This window comes from Actinoplanes sp. NPDC026623, assembly GCF_040638275.1.
GTDB lineage: Bacteria > Actinomycetota > Actinomycetes > Mycobacteriales > Micromonosporaceae > Actinoplanes.
The window spans coordinates 31,097-48,878 of sequence record NZ_JBEZXZ010000031.1 but is presented as its reverse complement, the minus strand read 5'-3'; the positions used below and the strand labels follow the sequence as shown (position 1 = coordinate 48,878).

At 69.9% G+C, this 17,782-nt stretch carries 26 protein-coding genes; 4 read left to right on the top strand and 22 right to left on the bottom strand.

Annotated elements, in window-relative coordinates; translation table 11 throughout:
• Positions 1-64: 64 nt before the first annotated feature.
• From AB0F10_RS12700 to AB0F10_RS12600, 21 genes are all read right to left on the bottom strand, one after another.
• Positions 65-1,663, bottom strand: coding sequence for a DNA cytosine methyltransferase (locus tag AB0F10_RS12700; protein ID WP_360623119.1), 1,599 nt, complete (start codon positions 1,661-1,663; stop codon positions 65-67).
• The gene (locus tag AB0F10_RS12695) at positions 1,657-1,959 is read right to left on the bottom strand and encodes a hypothetical protein (RefSeq protein WP_360623117.1); all 303 of its coding nucleotides are present in this window, start codon (positions 1,957-1,959) and stop codon (positions 1,657-1,659) included. Before AB0F10_RS12695 ends, AB0F10_RS12700 begins: the two co-directional genes overlap by 7 nt.
• On the bottom strand, positions 1,908-2,312 hold the full coding sequence (locus AB0F10_RS12690; RefSeq protein ID WP_360623115.1) for a hypothetical protein: 405 nt from the start codon (positions 2,310-2,312) through the stop codon (positions 1,908-1,910). Before AB0F10_RS12690 ends, AB0F10_RS12695 begins: the two co-directional genes overlap by 52 nt.
• Complete coding sequence (locus AB0F10_RS12685) at positions 2,309-3,061, bottom strand: DUF4326 domain-containing protein (RefSeq protein WP_360623113.1); 753 nt, start codon at positions 3,059-3,061, stop codon at positions 2,309-2,311. The genes AB0F10_RS12690 and AB0F10_RS12685 overlap by 4 nt, the downstream gene beginning before the upstream one ends.
• Positions 3,058-3,354 (bottom strand): hypothetical protein, encoded by a 297-nt coding sequence (locus tag AB0F10_RS12680; protein WP_360623111.1) that lies wholly within the window; start codon positions 3,352-3,354, stop codon positions 3,058-3,060. The genes AB0F10_RS12685 and AB0F10_RS12680 overlap by 4 nt, the downstream gene beginning before the upstream one ends.
• The gene (locus AB0F10_RS12675) at positions 3,351-3,788 is read right to left on the bottom strand and encodes a hypothetical protein (RefSeq protein ID WP_360623109.1); all 438 of its coding nucleotides are present in this window, start codon (positions 3,786-3,788) and stop codon (positions 3,351-3,353) included. The genes AB0F10_RS12680 and AB0F10_RS12675 overlap by 4 nt, the downstream gene beginning before the upstream one ends.
• Positions 3,785-4,141 (bottom strand): hypothetical protein, encoded by a 357-nt coding sequence (locus AB0F10_RS12670; RefSeq protein WP_360623107.1) that lies wholly within the window; start codon positions 4,139-4,141, stop codon positions 3,785-3,787. Before AB0F10_RS12670 ends, AB0F10_RS12675 begins: the two co-directional genes overlap by 4 nt.
• Positions 4,138-4,488 carry a hypothetical protein gene (locus AB0F10_RS12665; protein WP_360623105.1) on the bottom strand — a complete coding sequence of 117 codons (351 nt, stop codon included), beginning with the start codon at positions 4,486-4,488 and terminating at the stop codon, positions 4,138-4,140. The genes AB0F10_RS12670 and AB0F10_RS12665 overlap by 4 nt, the downstream gene beginning before the upstream one ends.
• Entirely contained in the window at positions 4,485-4,730 is a 246-nt protein-coding gene (locus tag AB0F10_RS12660) for a hypothetical protein (protein ID WP_360623103.1), read from the bottom strand. The genes AB0F10_RS12665 and AB0F10_RS12660 overlap by 4 nt, the downstream gene beginning before the upstream one ends.
• Positions 4,731-4,872: 142 nt before the next feature.
• Entirely contained in the window at positions 4,873-7,095 is a 2,223-nt protein-coding gene (locus tag AB0F10_RS12655; protein WP_360623101.1) for a cell division protein FtsK, read from the bottom strand.
• The gene (locus AB0F10_RS12650; protein WP_360623099.1) at positions 7,092-7,409 is read right to left on the bottom strand and encodes a hypothetical protein; all 318 of its coding nucleotides are present in this window, start codon (positions 7,407-7,409) and stop codon (positions 7,092-7,094) included. Before AB0F10_RS12650 ends, AB0F10_RS12655 begins: the two co-directional genes overlap by 4 nt.
• A 97-nt stretch (positions 7,410-7,506) precedes the next feature.
• Positions 7,507-8,088, bottom strand: coding sequence for a hypothetical protein (locus tag AB0F10_RS12645; protein ID WP_360623097.1), 582 nt, complete (start codon positions 8,086-8,088; stop codon positions 7,507-7,509).
• 21 nt (positions 8,089-8,109) lie between these two features.
• Positions 8,110-9,804 carry a TraM recognition domain-containing protein gene (locus AB0F10_RS12640; RefSeq protein WP_360623095.1) on the bottom strand — a complete coding sequence of 565 codons (1,695 nt, stop codon included), beginning with the start codon at positions 9,802-9,804 and terminating at the stop codon, positions 8,110-8,112.
• Positions 9,805-9,818: 14 nt separating this feature from the next.
• Positions 9,819-10,022 carry a hypothetical protein gene (locus AB0F10_RS12635; protein WP_360623093.1) on the bottom strand — a complete coding sequence of 68 codons (204 nt, stop codon included), beginning with the start codon at positions 10,020-10,022 and terminating at the stop codon, positions 9,819-9,821.
• 94 nt (positions 10,023-10,116) lie between these two features.
• Positions 10,117-10,332, bottom strand: a complete 216-nt coding sequence (locus AB0F10_RS12630; protein WP_360623091.1) for a hypothetical protein — start codon at positions 10,330-10,332, stop codon at positions 10,117-10,119.
• A gap of 22 nt (positions 10,333-10,354) precedes the next feature.
• Entirely contained in the window at positions 10,355-10,807 is a 453-nt protein-coding gene (locus AB0F10_RS12625) for a DUF3307 domain-containing protein (protein ID WP_360623089.1), read from the bottom strand.
• A 12-nt stretch (positions 10,808-10,819) separates the two neighbouring features.
• Complete coding sequence (locus AB0F10_RS12620; protein WP_360623088.1) at positions 10,820-11,026, bottom strand: hypothetical protein; 207 nt, start codon at positions 11,024-11,026, stop codon at positions 10,820-10,822.
• A gap of 8 nt (positions 11,027-11,034) precedes the next feature.
• Complete coding sequence (locus tag AB0F10_RS12615; protein WP_360623086.1) at positions 11,035-11,193, bottom strand: hypothetical protein; 159 nt, start codon at positions 11,191-11,193, stop codon at positions 11,035-11,037.
• Positions 11,194-11,291: 98 nt separating this feature from the next.
• A complete protein-coding gene (locus AB0F10_RS12610) occupies positions 11,292-12,359 on the bottom strand; it encodes a hypothetical protein (protein WP_360623084.1) in 1,068 nt (355 codons plus the stop codon).
• A 130-nt stretch (positions 12,360-12,489) separates the two neighbouring features.
• Positions 12,490-12,861, bottom strand: coding sequence for an RRQRL motif-containing zinc-binding protein (locus AB0F10_RS12605; protein WP_360623082.1), 372 nt, complete (start codon positions 12,859-12,861; stop codon positions 12,490-12,492).
• Positions 12,861-13,121 (bottom strand): DUF6284 family protein, encoded by a 261-nt coding sequence (locus AB0F10_RS12600; protein ID WP_360623080.1) that lies wholly within the window; start codon positions 13,119-13,121, stop codon positions 12,861-12,863. The genes AB0F10_RS12605 and AB0F10_RS12600 overlap by 1 nt, the downstream gene beginning before the upstream one ends.
• A gap of 1,047 nt (positions 13,122-14,168) precedes the next feature.
• Between AB0F10_RS12600 and AB0F10_RS12595 the strand changes: the two genes are divergently transcribed.
• The 3 genes from AB0F10_RS12595 to AB0F10_RS12585 all read left to right on the top strand — a co-directional run bounded on the left by AB0F10_RS12595 (position 14,169) and on the right by AB0F10_RS12585 (position 16,967).
• Positions 14,169-15,389: a hypothetical protein gene (locus tag AB0F10_RS12595; RefSeq protein WP_360623078.1), complete on the top strand. Its 1,221-nt coding sequence runs from the start codon at positions 14,169-14,171 to the stop codon at positions 15,387-15,389.
• Positions 15,386-16,222, top strand: coding sequence for a hypothetical protein (locus AB0F10_RS12590; RefSeq protein WP_360623076.1), 837 nt, complete (start codon positions 15,386-15,388; stop codon positions 16,220-16,222). Before AB0F10_RS12595 ends, AB0F10_RS12590 begins: the two co-directional genes overlap by 4 nt.
• A gap of 160 nt (positions 16,223-16,382) precedes the next feature.
• Entirely contained in the window at positions 16,383-16,967 is a 585-nt protein-coding gene (locus tag AB0F10_RS12585; protein ID WP_360623074.1) for a hypothetical protein, read from the top strand.
• Here the strand turns inward: AB0F10_RS12585 and AB0F10_RS12580 are convergent, their stop codons facing one another.
• The gene (locus tag AB0F10_RS12580) at positions 16,968-17,210 is read right to left on the bottom strand and encodes a hypothetical protein (RefSeq protein WP_360623072.1); all 243 of its coding nucleotides are present in this window, start codon (positions 17,208-17,210) and stop codon (positions 16,968-16,970) included. It lies immediately after the preceding gene.
• 257 nt (positions 17,211-17,467) lie between these two features.
• On the opposite strand from AB0F10_RS12580, the gene AB0F10_RS12575 reads away from it, so the two are divergent.
• The coding region (locus AB0F10_RS12575; RefSeq protein ID WP_360623070.1) for a hypothetical protein at positions 17,468-17,782 on the top strand (315 nt) is incomplete at its 3' end.

Sequence of the window (17,782 nt, the reverse complement as noted above, 5' to 3'; positions counted from 1 at the left end):
CGGCAGATCCGGCACGGGCGGGCCGGACCGACGCTGTGGGAGCGCCAGTCCAGCCAGCCCTGGCTCATGCCGCGAGGTCGAGCGCGTCGCCGGTGATGGCCTCGACCACGGCGGCGACCAGGTCCCGGGCGGCGGGTGGGGTGACGGCGTTGCCGAGCATCCGGACCTTGGCCCGTTTCGCCGTGCCGAGCAGGGTGTAGCCGGGGGTGAAGGCCATCCCGGCGCGGATCTCATCGACCGTGAGCATCCGGAAGGTGCAGGCGTCCACGTCCACGGCGGCCGGGGCGGTGCCGAGCAGGGCGTCGCCTTCGACGGTGGTCTGCGCGGGCAGCGGCACGCCGAGGGGCCGGAGTTTGCCGGTGTCGTAGCCGTAGGTGAGGTGATCGAAGCGGATCAGGGATTGATGCCCGGCGGTGGTGAGCGCCCGCATCGGCTCGCCGACCGGGGTGGACATCTGGCCCTGGTCGCCGTGGGTGGTGTTGTTGCGCATCAGCAGCGCCTGGTGGGTGCCGCCCGCCGCGAAGGTGAGCAGGGGCGACTCGGTGGCCGGTTTGGCGATGCCGTTGTTGCGCAGCGGGATCACCAGGGCGTTCTCGGCGCGGGCGGTCTGTGCCCGCATCGGCTCGCCGACGGTACGGGCCTGCTTGCCGTCGCGGCCCTCGACCGGCACCAGCATCGGCGGGCACGCCAGTCCGTCGGACTCGCGGGTCGTTCTCGCCCGCATAGGTTCGCTGACCGGCCGGGCGTCGTCGTTCCACGTCCCGCCCGCGGGACTCAGCAGCGGCCCGGTGTAGCGGGCGAGCCCGGCGGCGATTCGTGCCAGGGTCTTCGGCTCCAGCGGCTTGGCCCGTTCCCCGATCCGCTGCGCCGGCTCCGCCCAGTCGATGACCGTCGCTGCGGGCAGCGCGTATGGGGCGACCGTCCGGCCCCGGCAGGAGGTGGCCGGGCAGCGGTAGAGGTACTGCTGGCCGTAGCGCATGGTGCGACGCACGCCGGGCCGTTTGTCGACGTACACGGCGCGGACGTCACCGCAGGTCGGGCACCATGCCCGCGGCCGGGTCCACTTCGCGAAGTCCGGCGCCCGATACGCCTCGCGCCAGAACACGAAGTACGCCCGGTCGCGGAGCTGCGGCGCACCCGGCCCGTAGACGGTGGCGAACGCGCTGTTGAGCACGATGGTGCGGTGGGCGTAGCCGAGCAGCCGCATCCGGCGCAGCCACTCGTCCAGGTGCTGCCATTTGAGGACGTCGGTGACGTTTTCCACGATGACGGCCCGGTAGCGGTGGACCTCGGTGAACCGGGGGACGTCCTGCATCAGCATCCGCGAGCGGATCGCTGCCTCGTCCGGCAACGGCGGCTCGTCGTCCTGGGCGAACAGGTCGAGCTGGGCCGGTTTGCCGTCGTAGTCGACCTTGCGGCCTTTGGCGACCGACCAGTTGGTGCACTCCGGCGAGAACCAGCCGATGTCCGTCGACGGGTGCCGGCGCGGGTCGATGCGGGTGATGTCCTCGCGGTCGTGATCGGCGTCAGGGAAGTTCGCGTTGTGCGTGTCGATGGCGAGCTGCCAGTGGTTGGAGGCCATGACGACGCGGACGCCGGGGACCTGGTGCATGCCGGTCGAGGAACCGCCGGCGCCGCAGAAGTAGTCCGCCACGGTCAGCATGAGGTGGCCTGCTTCTCGGCCCGCGTATCGCCGTGGTCGCCGGGCACTCGGTAGGCACGCCGCCGGTCGATGGCCTCGATCCACGCGGCGGCGACGGCGGCGACCTGCACCAGTTCGGCGCGCAGCGCGGCCGGGGCGGTCTCGGCGAACGCCTCGGCGACCTCTTCGAAAAGGATGCTGCGCCAGGTGCGATGTCCGGCCTCGGCCTCGCGCTGGCATGCCCGGCGGGCGGCGTCGGCGAGGATCACGTCGTACGTGCCGCCGGTGCCGTCGGGGTGGGGTTCTGCTCTCCCCACCGGTCGTCTTGGCGTTCGCGTTCGTCGGCGATGTCGGCCAGCGGGTTGCCCGGGTCGGTGAGCCGGCGGGCCATCCGCTCGCACCAGCGGCGCCCACCCCCCACGCATTCGTCGTCGCAGGCGTCGTGCGCGGCGTCGAACAGCAGTTCGGCGAGCTGCTCCTCCAGGTCGACGCGGACGCTACGGGCGGCGATCCCGGCGACCGCGCGCAGGTGCGTGACGGTCTCCCGGTCGGCGGTCAGCGCGGCCGGGGTGTAGCCCAGACCGGTCGCGAGGGCCGAGAACAGATGCCGCTCGGTCGGGTTCATCTCGACGCGGACGTCGGCGAGGTGGTTGACGGCGTTGATGGTCATCGGCTGCTGACCTCCGATCGTTCGGTGGTGGCGGCGCGGACGGTGCCGCGGTAGGACATGAGGGCGTCGTAGTCGTCCATCTCGCGGCGCTTGATGTAGGTGGCCTCGTACGCGACCGGGCCGAACCGGCGGCGAGCGTAGAAGTGGGTGGTGTCCGCGCAGACCGGCCGACCGCCGACGTCGGTCACGGCGACCCCGGCCAGCTCGGCGACAGCGGCGACGTTTTCCAGCCCGGTCGTGTCGTCGTCGCCGTCCACGCAGTAGTCGATGGAGGCATAGCCGTTCACCGGCACCTCGGGGTGTTGTTCGAGGAAGGCGGCGAGGTCGCGCAGGCCGTCGATGAGACGCTGCCGCGGGGTGGGTGCGGTGGTCATGAGGTGGCGGTCCTTCCGCTGGTCGGCCGCAGGTGCGGCCGTGGGGTTGGCGAGGGCGAGCAGGACGTCGGCGTGGCAGGGCTGGCCGGTCGGGCACCAGCAGGCGAGGTCGCGGCCGGAGAGGTTGCTCAGGCCGTCGAGGGCGCGCTGTCGGCGCTGGCCAGCGTCGGGGTAGCCGAGGTGGTCGGTGCCGGCCAGCCATTCGCGGTAGAGCCGCACGGCCTCGGCTGGCCCGAAGTAACTGCCGGGAAACGGGTTGCCCCAGCGGGTGGGCCGTCCGACGTAGACGGTGTTACCGGGCATCCGCCATCCCGCGGTGCGGCGGCGTTGGATGCGCTTCGGCGTGTGCGCGTCGAGTGGCAGCGGGCGGCTCATGCGGCGTCCTCGTCCCCGGCGTCCTGGTCGGCGACGCTGCGTGCGGCGGCCGGGCGGATCTCGGAGGCGTCGCGGTACGCCGCGGAGTAGAGCGGTTCGCCGTCGTCGTCGTAGCTGGTCGGCCCGGCACCTTCGACCACGATGTCCCACTCGTTCGGTCCGCACTGCCCGGCGATCCAGCCGGCCACCCACGGCCACTCGCCGCGCTGGACCTGGTCGTCAGTCATCGGGTAGCGGATCTCGACGTCGCTGTCGTCAGGGAACCGGCCGTCGTTGGTCGCGTAGAGGTTCATGCCTCGTCTGCGTCCGTGTTGTCGCGCCGTGCGGTCCGCGCGTCGTAGGCGGCCATGCGGGGGTCGTAGTCGACGTCCGTCCGGTCCATGAAGTCGTCGATCGGGGCTTCGTCGTCGAAGCCGTGGTCGAACTGGTCGGGGTGCCATCCGTGGGCGCGCAGCCCGGCGTCGAGACGGTCATAGGCGGCGAGGACATCCTTCGGGTCGATCCCACGCTCGATGCCGCGCTGGTGAATCGCCTCGATGGCGGCCTGCCGGTGCTGCGACGCTTGGATGTATCGCCCGTAGGCGCTGCGCGCGGTCGGCCGCCACGCCGTCCGCGGCTCGATCTGAGCGCCCGCCTCGGCTCGGTGGGTGCTGCCGTGCGCGGCGCTGGTCGGCGCCTGCGCGGTGTCTCCGGAGAAGAGCCGGGTGAGTAAGGCTCGGATCTTCATGCGGCCCTCCCGACTGCCCGCCGCCCGCGGGTGGTGTCGACGGCCGCCTGTCCGGTGCGGGTGATACCGGGCCGGACGGCGACAGCGGTCAGCAGATCGCGGATGAGCCGCAGGGTGAGTGAGAGCTGCCAGCGGGCGCCGGTTTCGATGCGGTGCAACGGGATCCGGATCCGGACCTCGGCGTACTCGACGTCGCCGGCCCGGGTGCGGGTAATCCAGGCCCGGCCGCCGACCTCGCGGGCTTCGACGTCGGCCGCGCGGTGCTCGTTGATGCCGCAGCGGTGGTCGCGGCTACACCAGTCGGTGTGCGGGGTGGGATCGCGGTGGAAACGGGTCATGGTGCGGACGCTCATCGGGTGCCTGCCTTCCGTACGCGGAGCGCGGTGATCCATCGGGCGAACAGGTGCGGCGTGCGGGGTGCGAGGGCGACGGGTGCGGTCAGCGAGTAGCGCTCGGAGCCGGGCGTCCACGGGGCGGTGAGGGTGAGCCCGAGCCGGGCCAGGCCCTCGGCCGCCGCAGTGATCTCGCGGTCGTCGGGCACGTCGTAGTCGTCCCACCGGGTGCCGAGGTCGACGCCGGTGCGCCGGCGCCCGGTGTTGCTGAACTTGATGAACAGGAGGAACCCGCCGCAGGCGGTCGGGACGATGAGCGCGTGTTCCGGGTCGCCCCACGTCTTGGGGAGCCGGGCTGCGCGGCTCATCGGCTGCCGGTCTTGTACTCGCCGCGCAGGTACTCGTAGACGCGGCGGCCGATGCGCACGCGGCGGCCGGTGCCTTCGCAGCGCGGGCAGAGCCGGAACGACTTGCTGAAGATCTTCGAGTAGAGCTTTCCGGTGCCGTGGCAGCGTCGGCAGTTGCCGAACGGGAACGCGCCACACATGATCAGGTAGAACGCTGCGTAACCGGCGATGATCAGGCTAGCTAGCGCGGCGAGGGTCATCACGAAATGCCTCCACAGGCCGTTTTCAGGGCGTGAGGGGCCGGCGCCGCTAGAGGCTAGGGCGCTGGCCAGGGGATTGATGTGCCGCTAGCGGTGCCGCTAGGTCTAGCGGTGGGTGCCGCTAGACCTAGCGGCGGATCTCGGCCTACTTCCGGCCGCCGGTGCCGTTGTCGCGGTCACGCTTGGTGAGCGCTTCGAGGACGTGATCGCGGGTGATGCCCTTGCGGTTGCCGGTCTCGTCGGTGTCGGGGTCGTTGCCCCACACCTGCCCGGTCTTGATTCCGTGGACCTTGAGGGCTTCGCGGAGCTGGTCGGCGGTGAAGCCGGTGTAGACGTCGGCGCGCAGGGCGGCGAGGCGCTTGACGATCACCGTGGACCACAGCTTCGGGTCCTGGTCGGACATGACCGCGGCGACGTCTTCGAGGATGGTGTCGCGGCGGACCGCGTCGGTGTTGACGGTGTGCCCGGCGGCGTGGCCGGTGATGTTGCCGGCCTTCTCCCGCATGGTCCGTGCCCGCACGACGATGGTTTTCGCGGTCGGGCCGTCGATCTCGAAGGTGCGGGTGATGGTCGGGTCGTCGCCCTCTCCGGCGAGGTAGCCGATGCCCTTGTCGCGGCGGGCGAACATGGTGGCGCGGATGCCGTTCTTGAACATCGACTGGCCGAGCACCATGTCGTTCTCCCGGTAGCCCATCACCTTCAGGCAGAACCGCAGCACCGCGTTCGCGCTGATCCCGGTGGGGAGGCTCTTGTCGTCGGGGCGCTGGGTGGCCGGGATCAGGGTGATACCGGCGGCCGGGCCGCGCTTGATCAGGTCGGTGCAGTGTTCCTCGAACTCGGTCCCGTATTTCGGGTGCTCGAACCAGATCTGGCACTCGTCGATGCCGATGACGACCGGGTGCAGGCCCAGCTTGCGGATGCTGGCGAGGTGGTCGGTGACCTTGTTTTCCGGGCACAGGTCGGCTGGCAGTTCCCGGATCACCTTCGTGCGCCGTCGTAGTTCGGTGCGCATCTCGCGCATCGCGGCGATGCCGTACTCGATGTCCTCTTCGTCGTCACCGGCGCGGTAGCGGTGCGCGACCGGTTCCACTGGCGACAGGTCGCCGGTGCCCTTGAGGTCGAACGCCAGAATCCAGGCTCGCGGGTCCAGGCACGCCCCGAGCAGGGCTAGGCGCAGGGCGAAGGTCTTACCCATGCGGGGAATCGACCCGATGATCATTGAGGCGAACATCAGGGTGAGGGTGACGATCCGGCCGCGGGGGTCGGTGCCGAACGCGAACGGCTTGAACAGGTTGACCGCGCCGGACTTCAGCAGCGGCCAGTCGCCCTGTTTGGCCCGCGACAGGTCCTTGTCGGCGACGAACAGCATCAGCATGCCGGGGTGGACCTCGGCGTTGACCTCCGGCCAGACACATCCGAGCGGGCGGGTCAGCGCGGCGGCCAGTTCCTCGCGTTTCTCGACCACCGTGGAGGCGGTCACGCCGCGTGGGAGTTCGACGTCGGCGCGCCAGCCGGTGCCGTTCTCGCGGGTGATCGGGGCGGGGAACCAGCGGCTGCCGTTGTCGCCCCGGCGGATGGCGTCGTTGATGCCCTTGATGTTCAGCGCGGCGAGGGCGGCGAACACCTCCGAGCTGGTGAGCGGGGCCGCGTCGTGGCGGACCACCGCCGTGCGCAGCAGCGGCTTACCGGTCGGTGCGCCGGCCACGCCGAGCGCGGCCACCAGCACCGCCAGCGCCGTGTATTGCACGGAGGTCGGGGCGAGCATGACCGCCCCGACCGCGGCGATCAGGGCTACGGCGACGGCGATGGTGACCAGGCCACGCCAGCGGACCCGCCGGTCGCGTTTGCTGGTCAGCCGGTCGTACATCTTGGCTTCCTCCGGGTGGTCGATCGCGGCCCGCACGATCGACTGTCGTACCGGCTCACCTTCGAGGTCCCACAGCCACCGGTTGTAGCCCCGGCAGATCCGGGCGAAGCCGCGCGGTGCCCGCATGGTCAGCACCGCGGCGTACAGGGGCACCCGCACCGTGTGGAAACCGAGGGAGTGCACGCCGAAGCCGGTCAGCGCGGCGGCGTTCTTGACGAACTCGGTGCCGGACTTCAGCCACGACGGGACGATCGGCACCCGGGTCGCGTCACGGAACCCCGACAGGGTGAACCGGGGCCGGCGCTGCGCGTCGATCCCGTCGACCATCACCGGCCCGGCCGGACCGTCCGCATCGTCGTCGGGTTCGGTGTCGTCGGCGTTCGGGTCGACCGGCACCGCGGTCCGGCGGGTCCGCTCGGCGTCGAGGTCGACCACCTCGGCAACGTCGTGCTCGGCGGCGGTCCAGTCGAAGCCCGCCGGGTCCGGGGTGGGTTCGCTCATCGGGGGTCCTCCCGTCGGGTGAGCGGGGTGACCTCGGCGGTGAGGTCACCGTGGGAGTCCAGTTGCCAGGGCAGCGTCCAGGTGAGTCCGCGACTACCAAGAGCAGCGGCAGCGGCGGCACGCTGACGGTCGTCGGACCGGTCGCCGGAACCGGTCCGGGCGGGTAGTTCGACCCACTCGGTGCCCTGGGTGTGGTGGATCTGGAGGTACGCCCCGGACGCGGTGTTGATGATCGTGACCCGGTAGGGCTTGCCGAGCCACCAGAGGTGTGGGGGCCGGAGCCGGTTCAGTAGTTCTCGGAGGGGTGGCAACATCAGGGTCTCTCCCTGTGGTTCTGAGGAAGGTTCTGCGGGGTGGGACCGGAGCGCGGCCAAGGGGCCGCGAAACCGTGAGGCCGCGCTCCGGGCGGATCTAAAACTCGTCGCCGTCGCTGTCCGCGCGTTCTGTCTGCCGTTGCGCGACGGACTCGTCGGTGGACCAGCCGAGGCGCCAGAACGGCACCTGCTCGACGCCGTTGATCGTCTCGGCGACGTGCGTGAACTGACCGGTGGCCTCGATCTCGGCGGCCTTGACCTGGCTCGGGTGCTCGCCGGCCTCCCACGCCCGCCGGTGGCTCTCGTCGAAGACCGAGTCGGATTGCGCCTGCCGCTCGGCCATGCGGCGTCCGTCGATGAGGATGCCGCCGAGGTTCGCGGCTGACGCCACCTGGTCGGCCTGCGCGAGCCGGTCCGGGGTCATCCGGGCGAGCGGACCGCGGTCGCCGGCCTCGGCGCGCAGGGCCGCGGCGTACTCGCGGGCGGCGTGCGCGGCGGCCCGGTTCTTGGCGGCCCATTCCTGCGGGTCGGCCTTGTCGCCGCCGGCCCGGGTCGCCAGGATCTCGGCGGCGTGGTCGGCCTCGTGCTCCAGGGTCTCGGCGCCGGCCTCGCAGCGGCGGGCGAGGGCCTCGAACGTGTCGGAGTGCTGGTTCTGGTCGAAGTCGGGTTCGGTGGTCATCTCTGGTTTCTCCCTCGGTGATCAGGCGGCGGAACGGGCCGTCCGGGCGGCGGTGGCCGGGCGGGGCTTGGGTGAGGGCATGCGCCGGGCAGTGGTCTTCGCCGGGCGGGCCGCGGGGTGTTTCGCGGCGCGGCGCAGGTCGCGGCGTTTCCACACGATCGGTGTGCGCACGACGGCGACGCGCATCCCGCGACGGATCAGCATGGCCTGGAAGTTGGGCAGGCCGGCCAGCATCGCCGGGGCGATGACCGGCACCCGCCGGGTGCTACTGCCGGTGACCCGCCCGTCGGCGTCGCGGGTGTGAGTGGTCTCCTCCCGGTCGCCGGCCAGGTCGGCGAAGGCGCGCAGGTCTTCGGCGTCTTTGCAGCCGCCGTAGACCAGCACCGCCGCGGCGGAGTTGAGGATCATCGACGCGCCGTCTTTGCCCCAGCGTTCGCGGAGCTGGCCGAGGCCCTGGCAGGCGGCGTGGATGGTGATCGAGCGTTTGCGCAGCTCAGCCATCCACTTGTCCAGGGGCGTCGGGCAGACCAGCGCTACCTCATCCAGGGCCATCGTCAGGCCCGGGTCGAGGCGCCCGCCCGGGCGGGATGCCGCGGTCCGGCGGGCCTGGTAGGCGATCTCGGCGACCAGCGCGGCGACCAGGGGGCCGACGGTGCCGTCGTCGTCGCCGAGCAGGTACAGGGCGCCGCGCCGGTCGGTCAGTTCGGCCACCGTGAACACGGCGGCGTCCGGGTCGGGGTCGCCGACCTGCGCGGCTGACGGCAGCGTGATCCAGGCCAGTGCCGGGGCCATCGCGAGCATGACGCCGTCGCGGGTGCGGGCGCTCATGTCGATGGACTGCGCGGCGGCCTGCCGCATCGCCGTGGCCTGCGGCGAGGTCTTGAGCGCGGTCAGGATCGCCTCACGGGCGGTGTCCGGGTCGGCGCACCATGCCTGCACCTCGGCCATGCGGTAGCCGCCGAGTGCGGCGGCGTGCAGCCACACGGCCAGGACCCGGCGGGCCTGTGCCGCCCACCGGGCGCCCTCGCCGCCCTGCGCATCGGTCGGCCCGATCAGGTCCGCGGCCCGGCGGGCGGCGGTCGCCGCGTCGGTGCAGTGCGACAGTGGTGACCAGCGCAGCGTGGAGGTGAGCCCGCCGAGCCCGCCGGGGTTGAACACCTGCACCGGCCCCCGGCCGCGGCGCAGCGGGGCGGTCAGGTGGTATAGGTCGGTGGCGGTGCTGGTGACGACCACACCTCCCGGCGCGTCGATGACCCGGTTGGCCAGTTCGGCGGATTTGCCGGTGCCGGGGATGCCGATCCGCAGGGTGGATTCCTCACCGGAGGTCCACACGGTCTGCCGACCCGCCCTCGCCAGGGGCACGGCGAAGGTGCGCAGCGGCACCCGCCAGCGCCGCCACCACGACAGGGAGGCGAGCGACGGGCGGATCACGGCGGCTTTGCGGCGCATCGCCCATCCCGAGGAGGTGCGCCAGATGTCGAAGCGGGAGGCGGTGCCGGCGTTGCGGCGGGCGTGTCGGTCCCACCGGCCGATCAGCCCGGCCGAGCCGGTCGACCGGATCCGTGCCCACACCGGCAGGACGATGAGGACCAGCCCGGCCAGAGTCAGGCCGGTACCGGCGACGCGGTGTCCGGGATGGCCGGCGAGGATCCATCCAGCAGCGGTGGTGAGCAGTCCGGCGCCGATGACACGGGCGAGGTTCTTACCAGCCAACATGACAGGGTCTCCGTTCACTGCTCGTCTTCGTCGGTGTCGTCACGCTCGGCCCGGTCGGCGTTCACCGCGTCGTGTTCGTAGCGCTGCAACTGGGCAAGCTCGCGCAGGGCTTGCCTCTCGCGCTGCTCGAACCTGATGCGCTCGCGTGCCTGGAGCAAGGCGACCTCGGCAGGGGTGGCAATGTCCGCTAACAGGTCATCGCTGGGCTTGCTGTTCATTGATGTGATCCCTCTCCTGGGTCGGCGCCTGTCGCGGGCCGCGCGCGGAACCCGTTGCGGAACAACGGATTGCGCGCGGCGGCGGACAGCACGGCTAGAACTCGTCGGTGTCGTCGTACGGGCGGGCCGGCACCGGGTCGCCGGTCGAGAGCGACGCGGCTGCGGTGGACAGGTGCTCGGCGATGTACTGCCGGTCGGTGTGCTCGTTGTCGAGCACGCGTTCCGCCCAGGCGTGCAGGTCGGCCAGTGCGGTCCGCAGGGTGCGCAGCTCGGCGTGTGCCTCGTTGATCTCGATCTCTTCTTCACTCACCGGGTTCTCCCAGGGGGTTGAGTCAGGCGATGATCAGCGCGGCGACGAACAGCCACGCGTAGTGGAAGGACTGATCCAGCGCATACGCGCCGGTGCCCAGCGACGGGTTGTCGTCACGGCCCGTACGGCAGGCGCCGAGCGTGTAGAACCGGGCCGCGCCGACCAGCTCGGCGAGGCGCCTGAGCGGGGTACGCCGGTCGGCGACGTAGTGCGTGACCGCGCTGACCGCCAGCCCAGCGGCCGCCCGGCCTGCGCTCAGCGGGAGTCCGGTCGCCGCGGCCAGGGCGAGCAGCGCGGCCGCGGCGGTCGTGGTGTAGGTGGCCACGTGCGCGGCGCACCCTCGCCGGCCCGGCCAGCCGGGGCTGCCCTTGCGGGTGGCTTGACGGTCGGTCTGCACCCAGTGGTCGGCGACCTGATGCGCGACGAACAACGCGGCGAACACGGCGGCGAAGCAGGCCGGGGCGGTAGTCATCATCTGCCGCCCCGCTCACATCTCGTCGGCGGCAGCGTCGCCGTCCGCATGCTGCTTTTCGGCGGTGTATGTGGGTGTGAGGTCGTGGGTTCGGGTGGCCCGGTAGGTGGCCGCTGCGGGGTAGCCGGCACGCGGGTCGGTGTAGGGCAGCGACTCGGACGCGACCGCGGCGAGCATCGCCGCGGCCTCTGCGTTCAGGTGGTGGTGACGGCGCCACATCATGCGGCCCGTCACATCTCGTCGGTGTCGTCGCGGCAGGCGCTGCGGACGGCCTGCTGTTCGCGGCGCTGGTCGGCCAGGCGCTGCGCTTCGGCCTGAGTGGTGAGGCGGTGTTGGCGGTTGCGGTCGATGACCTCGGCGTGCTGGATGTGCAACTGACGGTCGGACATACTGGGCACCTCTCCCGGAGGCTCCTCGTGGGCTGACGGGGTGGGGACCGGCGGCACGGCACGTGCTTGCAGGCTTTGGGCTGTGCCGCCGGGCGAAATCAGTTGGCGCGTTCGCGCAGTGCGCGCAAGACGCGGATGGAACCATCGGGGCAAAGCCGGCGGTAGGCAGTCACGGCCCGGTCGGCGTCGTTGATGCCGTCCAGGCGGGCCAGCCGCCACGCGCCGTAGGTCTCCCGCAGCGCACCCACGCCGGGGATCCACCGGGCGAAGCCGAAGCTGACCGCGTGCCGGGCGCGCTGCCCGGTGACTTCCTGCACCCAGCGCCGCACCCGGCGCACGATGATTTCCAGCAGGAACGGCCCGGCCAAGCTCATCGCGGGGAAGAACCACACCGCGTCGCGGGCGACGCTGCCGGAGCTGTGCGAGTAGTTCGCGTACGCGCTCATCCCGGCGAACGCCCACACCAGCCAGGCGAACACCCCGGGCGACTCGCCGCGCCACGCGCAGTAGACGACCAGGCCGACACACACGGCGGCGGCGGCATCAAGGGCGAAGAACGTCACGAGAGGCCACGGCCCGGTCAGACCCAGGCCGATCGGGCTGGCTGCCCAGGCGATGATGTCCTGACTCGACAAGGCGATCGGGGCGACGATCACCCCGGCCAGCAACACCCCGACCACCGTCAGCAGGGCGCCCATGCCGTACCGGGAGAACCGGGCACGTGCCGGCGCAGGCTCGGTACTCGCGACATCGGGCGCAGCCTCCGGCACGGCGGACGATGGCCACGACTGGCGGGCGATCTCAGTGTCGTCAAGCCGTGGCGGCAGCGGCGGTAGCGGCTGGCCGGACAGTGCGACCGGCTTCGGGATCCACCCCGCGAGCGGGTCGGTGTCCGCGTTCGTCGGCGGCAGCTCGGGCACGTCGGCGATGGCCGGCTCGACCGATGCCGAGGGCGGCGCGAATGCCGCTTGGTTGTCGTACTTCTGCATCTCGTCTTCGACAAAGATGATCGGCCGTAGCGGCTCTGGCTCGGCGGGGGTCAGGGCGGCGCGGAGAGTCTTGGCCTTCGGTGCGCCGATCCGGAACCGCTTCTTGAGCTGGTTGATGGAAGGCGTCGTGCCCAGCTCGGCGGCGTAGTCGTGGGCCAGCGGGATCAGGTCGTCCACCGCGGGCGGGAAGGCGCTGCGGGCGGTGCGGGTCAGAGTCGCGGCGGTCATCAGTTGCCCCCTCCAGCGAGAGCGGACGCGAACGAGCCGATGCCCGGCGCGTACGCGCTGCGGATCGTGGTCTGGTCAGTCATGCGGCAGCCTCCAGGGATGCGCAGGAAAGGCACTCGCCGAGCGAGCGCGGGATGACATAAGGCCGCACGCGGCGGCAGGTCGGGCAGGTGCGGCGAGCGCGCATCGCCTTGGCGAGCGCGGCGAGAACAGCCGGAGTCGCGGCGCGTTGGGGTCGGGCGAGGTCGAGCCGGTACAGGTAAGCGGCGCGGGTGCCGCCGACGCCGTGACAGAGCACTTGCGCAGCGACCGGATTGCCGCCGGGGCAGAGACCGCGTGCACGCAGTTGACGGCTGGTGGCGTAACCGGCCGGGGCACCTCGCCACCAGTAAGTGGGGATGCCGTACCGGGCGCCATCCGCGTCGTGGAACGCGGCCCAGGTCCGGGCCATCAGGCCGCGCGGGGCGAGCTGGAACGGGCCGTGCTGCGAGCGACGTACGCGAACGTCTCGCGGATGACGCGGGCCTCGGCACGGCGGAGCCGCCGCCAGTCCAGCGGGCTCGGCCCGCCGCGCTCGTCCGCGTTCAACATGGTGATCTCGGCGTTCAGCCACATCAGTTCGGCAGTGATCAGCGGCTGTTCGGCGTCGATCGCGGCCAGATCATCCGGCGTCGGCTCGTCAGCGTCGTTGTCGTTCAGGTTGAGCAGCATCGATGATCGTTTTCCTTCGAAGTGTTAGGCGGCCTTCAGCCGCCGCGGACGCGCCGCCTGCGGCTCGGCTCGGCAGGACTTGCAGTGAGTAGCGGCCGGTGAGAGCGGCGCGAGGAGCGTGCATCCCGTACAGCGGCGCCAGACGGCGCTCTGACGTGCGGAAACGCGAACCATCGAGGCAATCGAAGCCATGGCAAGAAACCTCCACAGAGAGCGAATCGGAAAGGGGGTGCAGGGTGGTCGCAGCGCGAACCGCGCCTGACACAGTGCGGTCGAGCTGCGACCAGCCCTCAAAAGGTCCAGCTAGAACGACCCAAAGGGGTCGCCGACAGCGCGGGTACCAGCCCTTCAACCCTCGATCCGCTCGCCCCGGCTCACTCGCGGAGGTCGGCCGCCAAGCGGCTCAATGCGGACTAAGGGCAGGGCGTTCGACGCGCCGTCTTCTGTCACGCTGTGAAGTTCTCAATTGACCTGCGCACAGCGATTGCAAGTCGATGGACGGGCCAACAGCCCTGACCACCGAACCCGCCTTCGCGGCGACCAACATACGAAACCGTGTTGCGCAACAAGCTATCGCAACCTAGGTCTAAGCGCAACATGGTTGCGCTACCCTCGTTGGGTGAGTGACCCGCGGAAAGATCTAGAAACCGCGACCAGGCGGTACCGGAAGACGGCCAGTGATCACGAGAAGGCGAGAGACGAAACCATCGCCGCAGTACTGACAGCGCTTCGGGAGGGCGTTACCCCGGTTGAGGTGGAACGACTTTCGCCTTTCACCGGTGCCTACATTCGCCGGATGGCTCGTGAAGGCGGGATTCCGCCGGCCGCGCCCGGCCCGAAACGGTCCTGACATATGCCTCACCCGGACCGCCTCCTTCCTTTGTGCTTGACCTTTGTTGTTGCTGCTCACAGTCAACGCCAGGCGCCTCGGACCGGCCATGAACTGTTCCGGAACTCAACCGGCACCGGGTCTGCACTTGGTCTTCCCTGGACATAGGGGGCCGTCGTTACACTCCGGACAGAGTTGCTGACTCAGGAGGAGGGCTGATGATCGTCGTCTCGACCTGGAACGGACGTTGTGCGGCATCGCTTCGGCTCGCGCTGCGGATGTCCTGTGACGACTTCGCGGCACATCTGGGCGTCTCGGCCCGCGGCGTCGCCAAGTGGGAGGCTCAGCCAGCGGGCGAGCTGGCGCTGCGAACACAGGATCTCCTTGATGTTTCCCTGAAGCGGGCGAACGACGAAGTGCGAGCACGCTTCGCACTCAAGATGGAAGAGTTGGCCGGGCTGCCCGAAACGGCAAGCGGTCAGCCGTCCTCAGCCGTTGTCCTAGGCCCACCCCCATCAGCGGTCAACGGGCCTAAGCGAGCCACCCCTGAACTGCTGGACTCGCTTCGAGAGGGGCTCCGGTATCACTACGCCTCTGACAATCTGCTGGGACCGCGGGCGCTACTTCCGGTCATCACGGCGCATGCAGATTCGATCGAGCGGCTCGCCCAGCATGCAGGCGGCGAGACGCTGGACAACCTGCTCACCGTGGGCGCCGGCTATGCGGAGTTCGCTGGATGGCTGAGTCAAGATTCCGGTGATCCTGCTGGGGCGATAGCTTGGTACCGGCGAGCGCTGGAGTGGGCCGAGGCAGGTCAGGATGAGCGCATGGCCGCATTCGTGATGACGCGGCGTGCGGTCCAGGCCATTGGATCCAGGAATGGCGCCCTTGCCGCCCGGCTGGCACGCGTCTCACTGCGTAGCGAATCACCCGAGACGGCGCGCATCCGTACCATCGCTGCGCAGACGGAAGCCCTTGGGCATGCCGTCCACCACGAAGCCTTTGAGGCAGACCGCGCACTCGGCCTTGCTGAGTTACTTCTTGCCGATGGCGGCGCCGACACCCCAGAAGATGGCGACCCATCCAGCGGGCGCTACTGCGACATGGGGCTGTATCTGAACATCTCCCGCGCCAAGGTGCACCTAGAGCTGGGCCGCGCCGAAGAGGCTGTGTCCGCGTTCACCACTGTGCTAGAGACCCTTCCACCGGACTACCACCGGGACCGCGGGCAGTACCTCTCGCGTCTCGCGCAGGCGTACGCACTCGGCAAAGACCCTGACGTGGCATGCTCGCATGCCGAGGAGTCGCTCGCCATTGCCGTGGCGACCGGATCGTCTCGTACCATCAACGACCTGCGGCATCTCTCCGGGCAACTTCGCCCATGGGCGAGTCGCCCCGCCGTTGTCCGCTTCGATGCCCTGCTTGCCACCACCGCGTGACGGAGGTCTCGCCGTTGTTCGCCCTCGCCACTGACGCCGCGCCCGGCCGTCCCAACGAAGACTTCGCCGTCGCCTCCACCGATCTCGCAGTCGTCGTTGACGGCGCCGGCATCCCGTTCGGCGGATGCCACCACGGCGTGGCCTGGTACGCCCAACAACTCGGCGTACAAACGCTGGCCGCTCTCGTTGGCACCCCGAATCGACCACTTGCCGAGGGGCTTGCAGCCGGAATCGCCGCCGTGGCTGACCTCCACCGCGGCACGTGCGATCTGAACAGCCCCGGAACCCCGTGCGCAGCCGTAGGCATTCTGCGCATCGGCACTGAGAGCATTGACGCACTCGCACTGTCGGACGTGTCGATCGTCGTCGACCTGGACACAGGGCCAGAGGTCACATGTGACCTGTCCATCGAAGAAATCAGCGGCACCGAGCCTGACGCGGTAGCCGGCATGCGGTTCGGCACACCAGATCACGCAGCAGCTCTCACCGCGCTCGTGAAACGCCAGACAGCGACACGCAACCGGGCGGACGGTTGGTGGGTGGCCGCAGCGGATCCAAACGCGGCACAGTACGCGCGTACCGCCAGCTACCCACGCAGCAGCGCACGCCGCGCAAGCGCCTTTTCTGACGGCGCCACGCGGCCAGTTGACCAGATGGCGATCCACGGGTGGCCCGAGTACCTCGATCTACTCGACAAGCTCGGTCCGGCGGGACTTATCGCCCAGGTTCGGAGCATCGAATGCGACGATCCCGACGGTATCCGTTACCCACGGACGAAGCGACACGACGATGCTTCCGTGGCGATGTGGACTGGGCCGCATCCACTGCGGTGACGAAATAGGACCGCTTGATGGGCGTGTCAACCCGTAAGCTCTGTCGCCGTGACCGCCTCGCCATCCTGCGCCGTGAGTAGTGGCCTGGCCTTGCGACGCCTCCTGAGGCGACAATTCCTAGACCGCGCGACGGTTTGATCGATCGTCGTAGATTCATGCCATGGGTGGGAGCGAGCGTGTTCGGGCATGGCAAGGTCGGGCTGCTCGGCGATTGCAGGGCTGGTCGGTCCGCCGTCGCTGGGTCGCCCTTGTCTTATTGCCGGTCCTGCTGTGCGCTTGCGGCGGCATTGGTGTCGGTGCACCGCTGAGTTGGGTCATCGGTATGACACTGGAGGCAAGCAAGGGTGCGCCGACGCCGGCTGCCGCCGCTGACGAATACCTGCTGGCTCTCAGCTATGACAGTGAAGGCGGACTTCCGGCCGTCCTCGATGACGACCAGGGCGATGACCTCATCGCCCAATGGCGCGCCTACCGAGCCGAGATGCGACGCGGCGACACCCAGCCCTCGAAGCTGGAAATTGCTATCAACTCGACCAACCAGACGGACGAGCAGCGCGCCGTGGTCGACGTGGGGGTGCAGCCGATCTGGTGGGACGAGGGCGGCAGTGGTATGTCCTACGCCGGCGACCGGCAAACCTGGACGTTCCACGCTCGCCGCGACAACGGCTGGCAGATCGAGAAGGTCGACCCCTACCCATGGTGCGGCGGCTACGTCAATGCGCATGCCTGCGAGGGCAAGCCGTAGCTACATCCCCCCAAGGGGCGGGAACTCGCCAGGACGCGGGCCTCGAGGCGCCAGGATGACACCCGCCTCGTGGCGGAGTGTGGAGTCGATCACGTCCCGAATCTCCCCGATCCCCACGTGGCCCTGGTCGTACCAGAGGTAGTAGCCGTGGGATCGGTTCGGGCTGAGTTCCCAGCGAGGTCGGTCGCCGAAGGCGGCGGTCAACGCTGCGATGAGCCTCTCGGTGACATCGTCTTCGTACATGCGTTCGATCATAGGCGCGATTGAGCCGTTCGATCCGGTTGGCCTGCGGATCAGCTCAGGTCGAGGCGGCCCGCGCTCGATTCGCTCATCTACGGCAACACGCGGCCGAGTTCACCGGGGGAGGGCCGCACACATGTGTGAAAACCGATGTGTCTCGATGATCTCATTGCCGCCGCGCTGCGCCTCGGTTCGGTCGGGCACCGCGGTGGACAGGGTCGCATCGGCAAATGTCGTATCCGCTCACTACGCTCGTTAGCGTGACGATCAGCGACGGAGCCGACGACCCTGACGGACCGGTGTACGTGAGGCGTGAATCTCGCGCACCGGGCGAGGCAGGTAGCTCGGCCGCAGCCAGCGCCGATCTCGCCGCCCTCAAGGACTTTCGGCCGGACTACGAGGCGGTAGTCAGGGCTGGTCTCGGCGGCGTCAGATCCGCTTTCATGGATGCCCGGCCGGACTACGAGACCGCTGGTCTAGGCGGCGTCAGATCCGCTCTCATGGATGCCCGGCCGCACTACGAGGCGGTAGTCAGCGCTGGTCTCGGCGACGTCAGATCCGCCCTCAAGGACTTT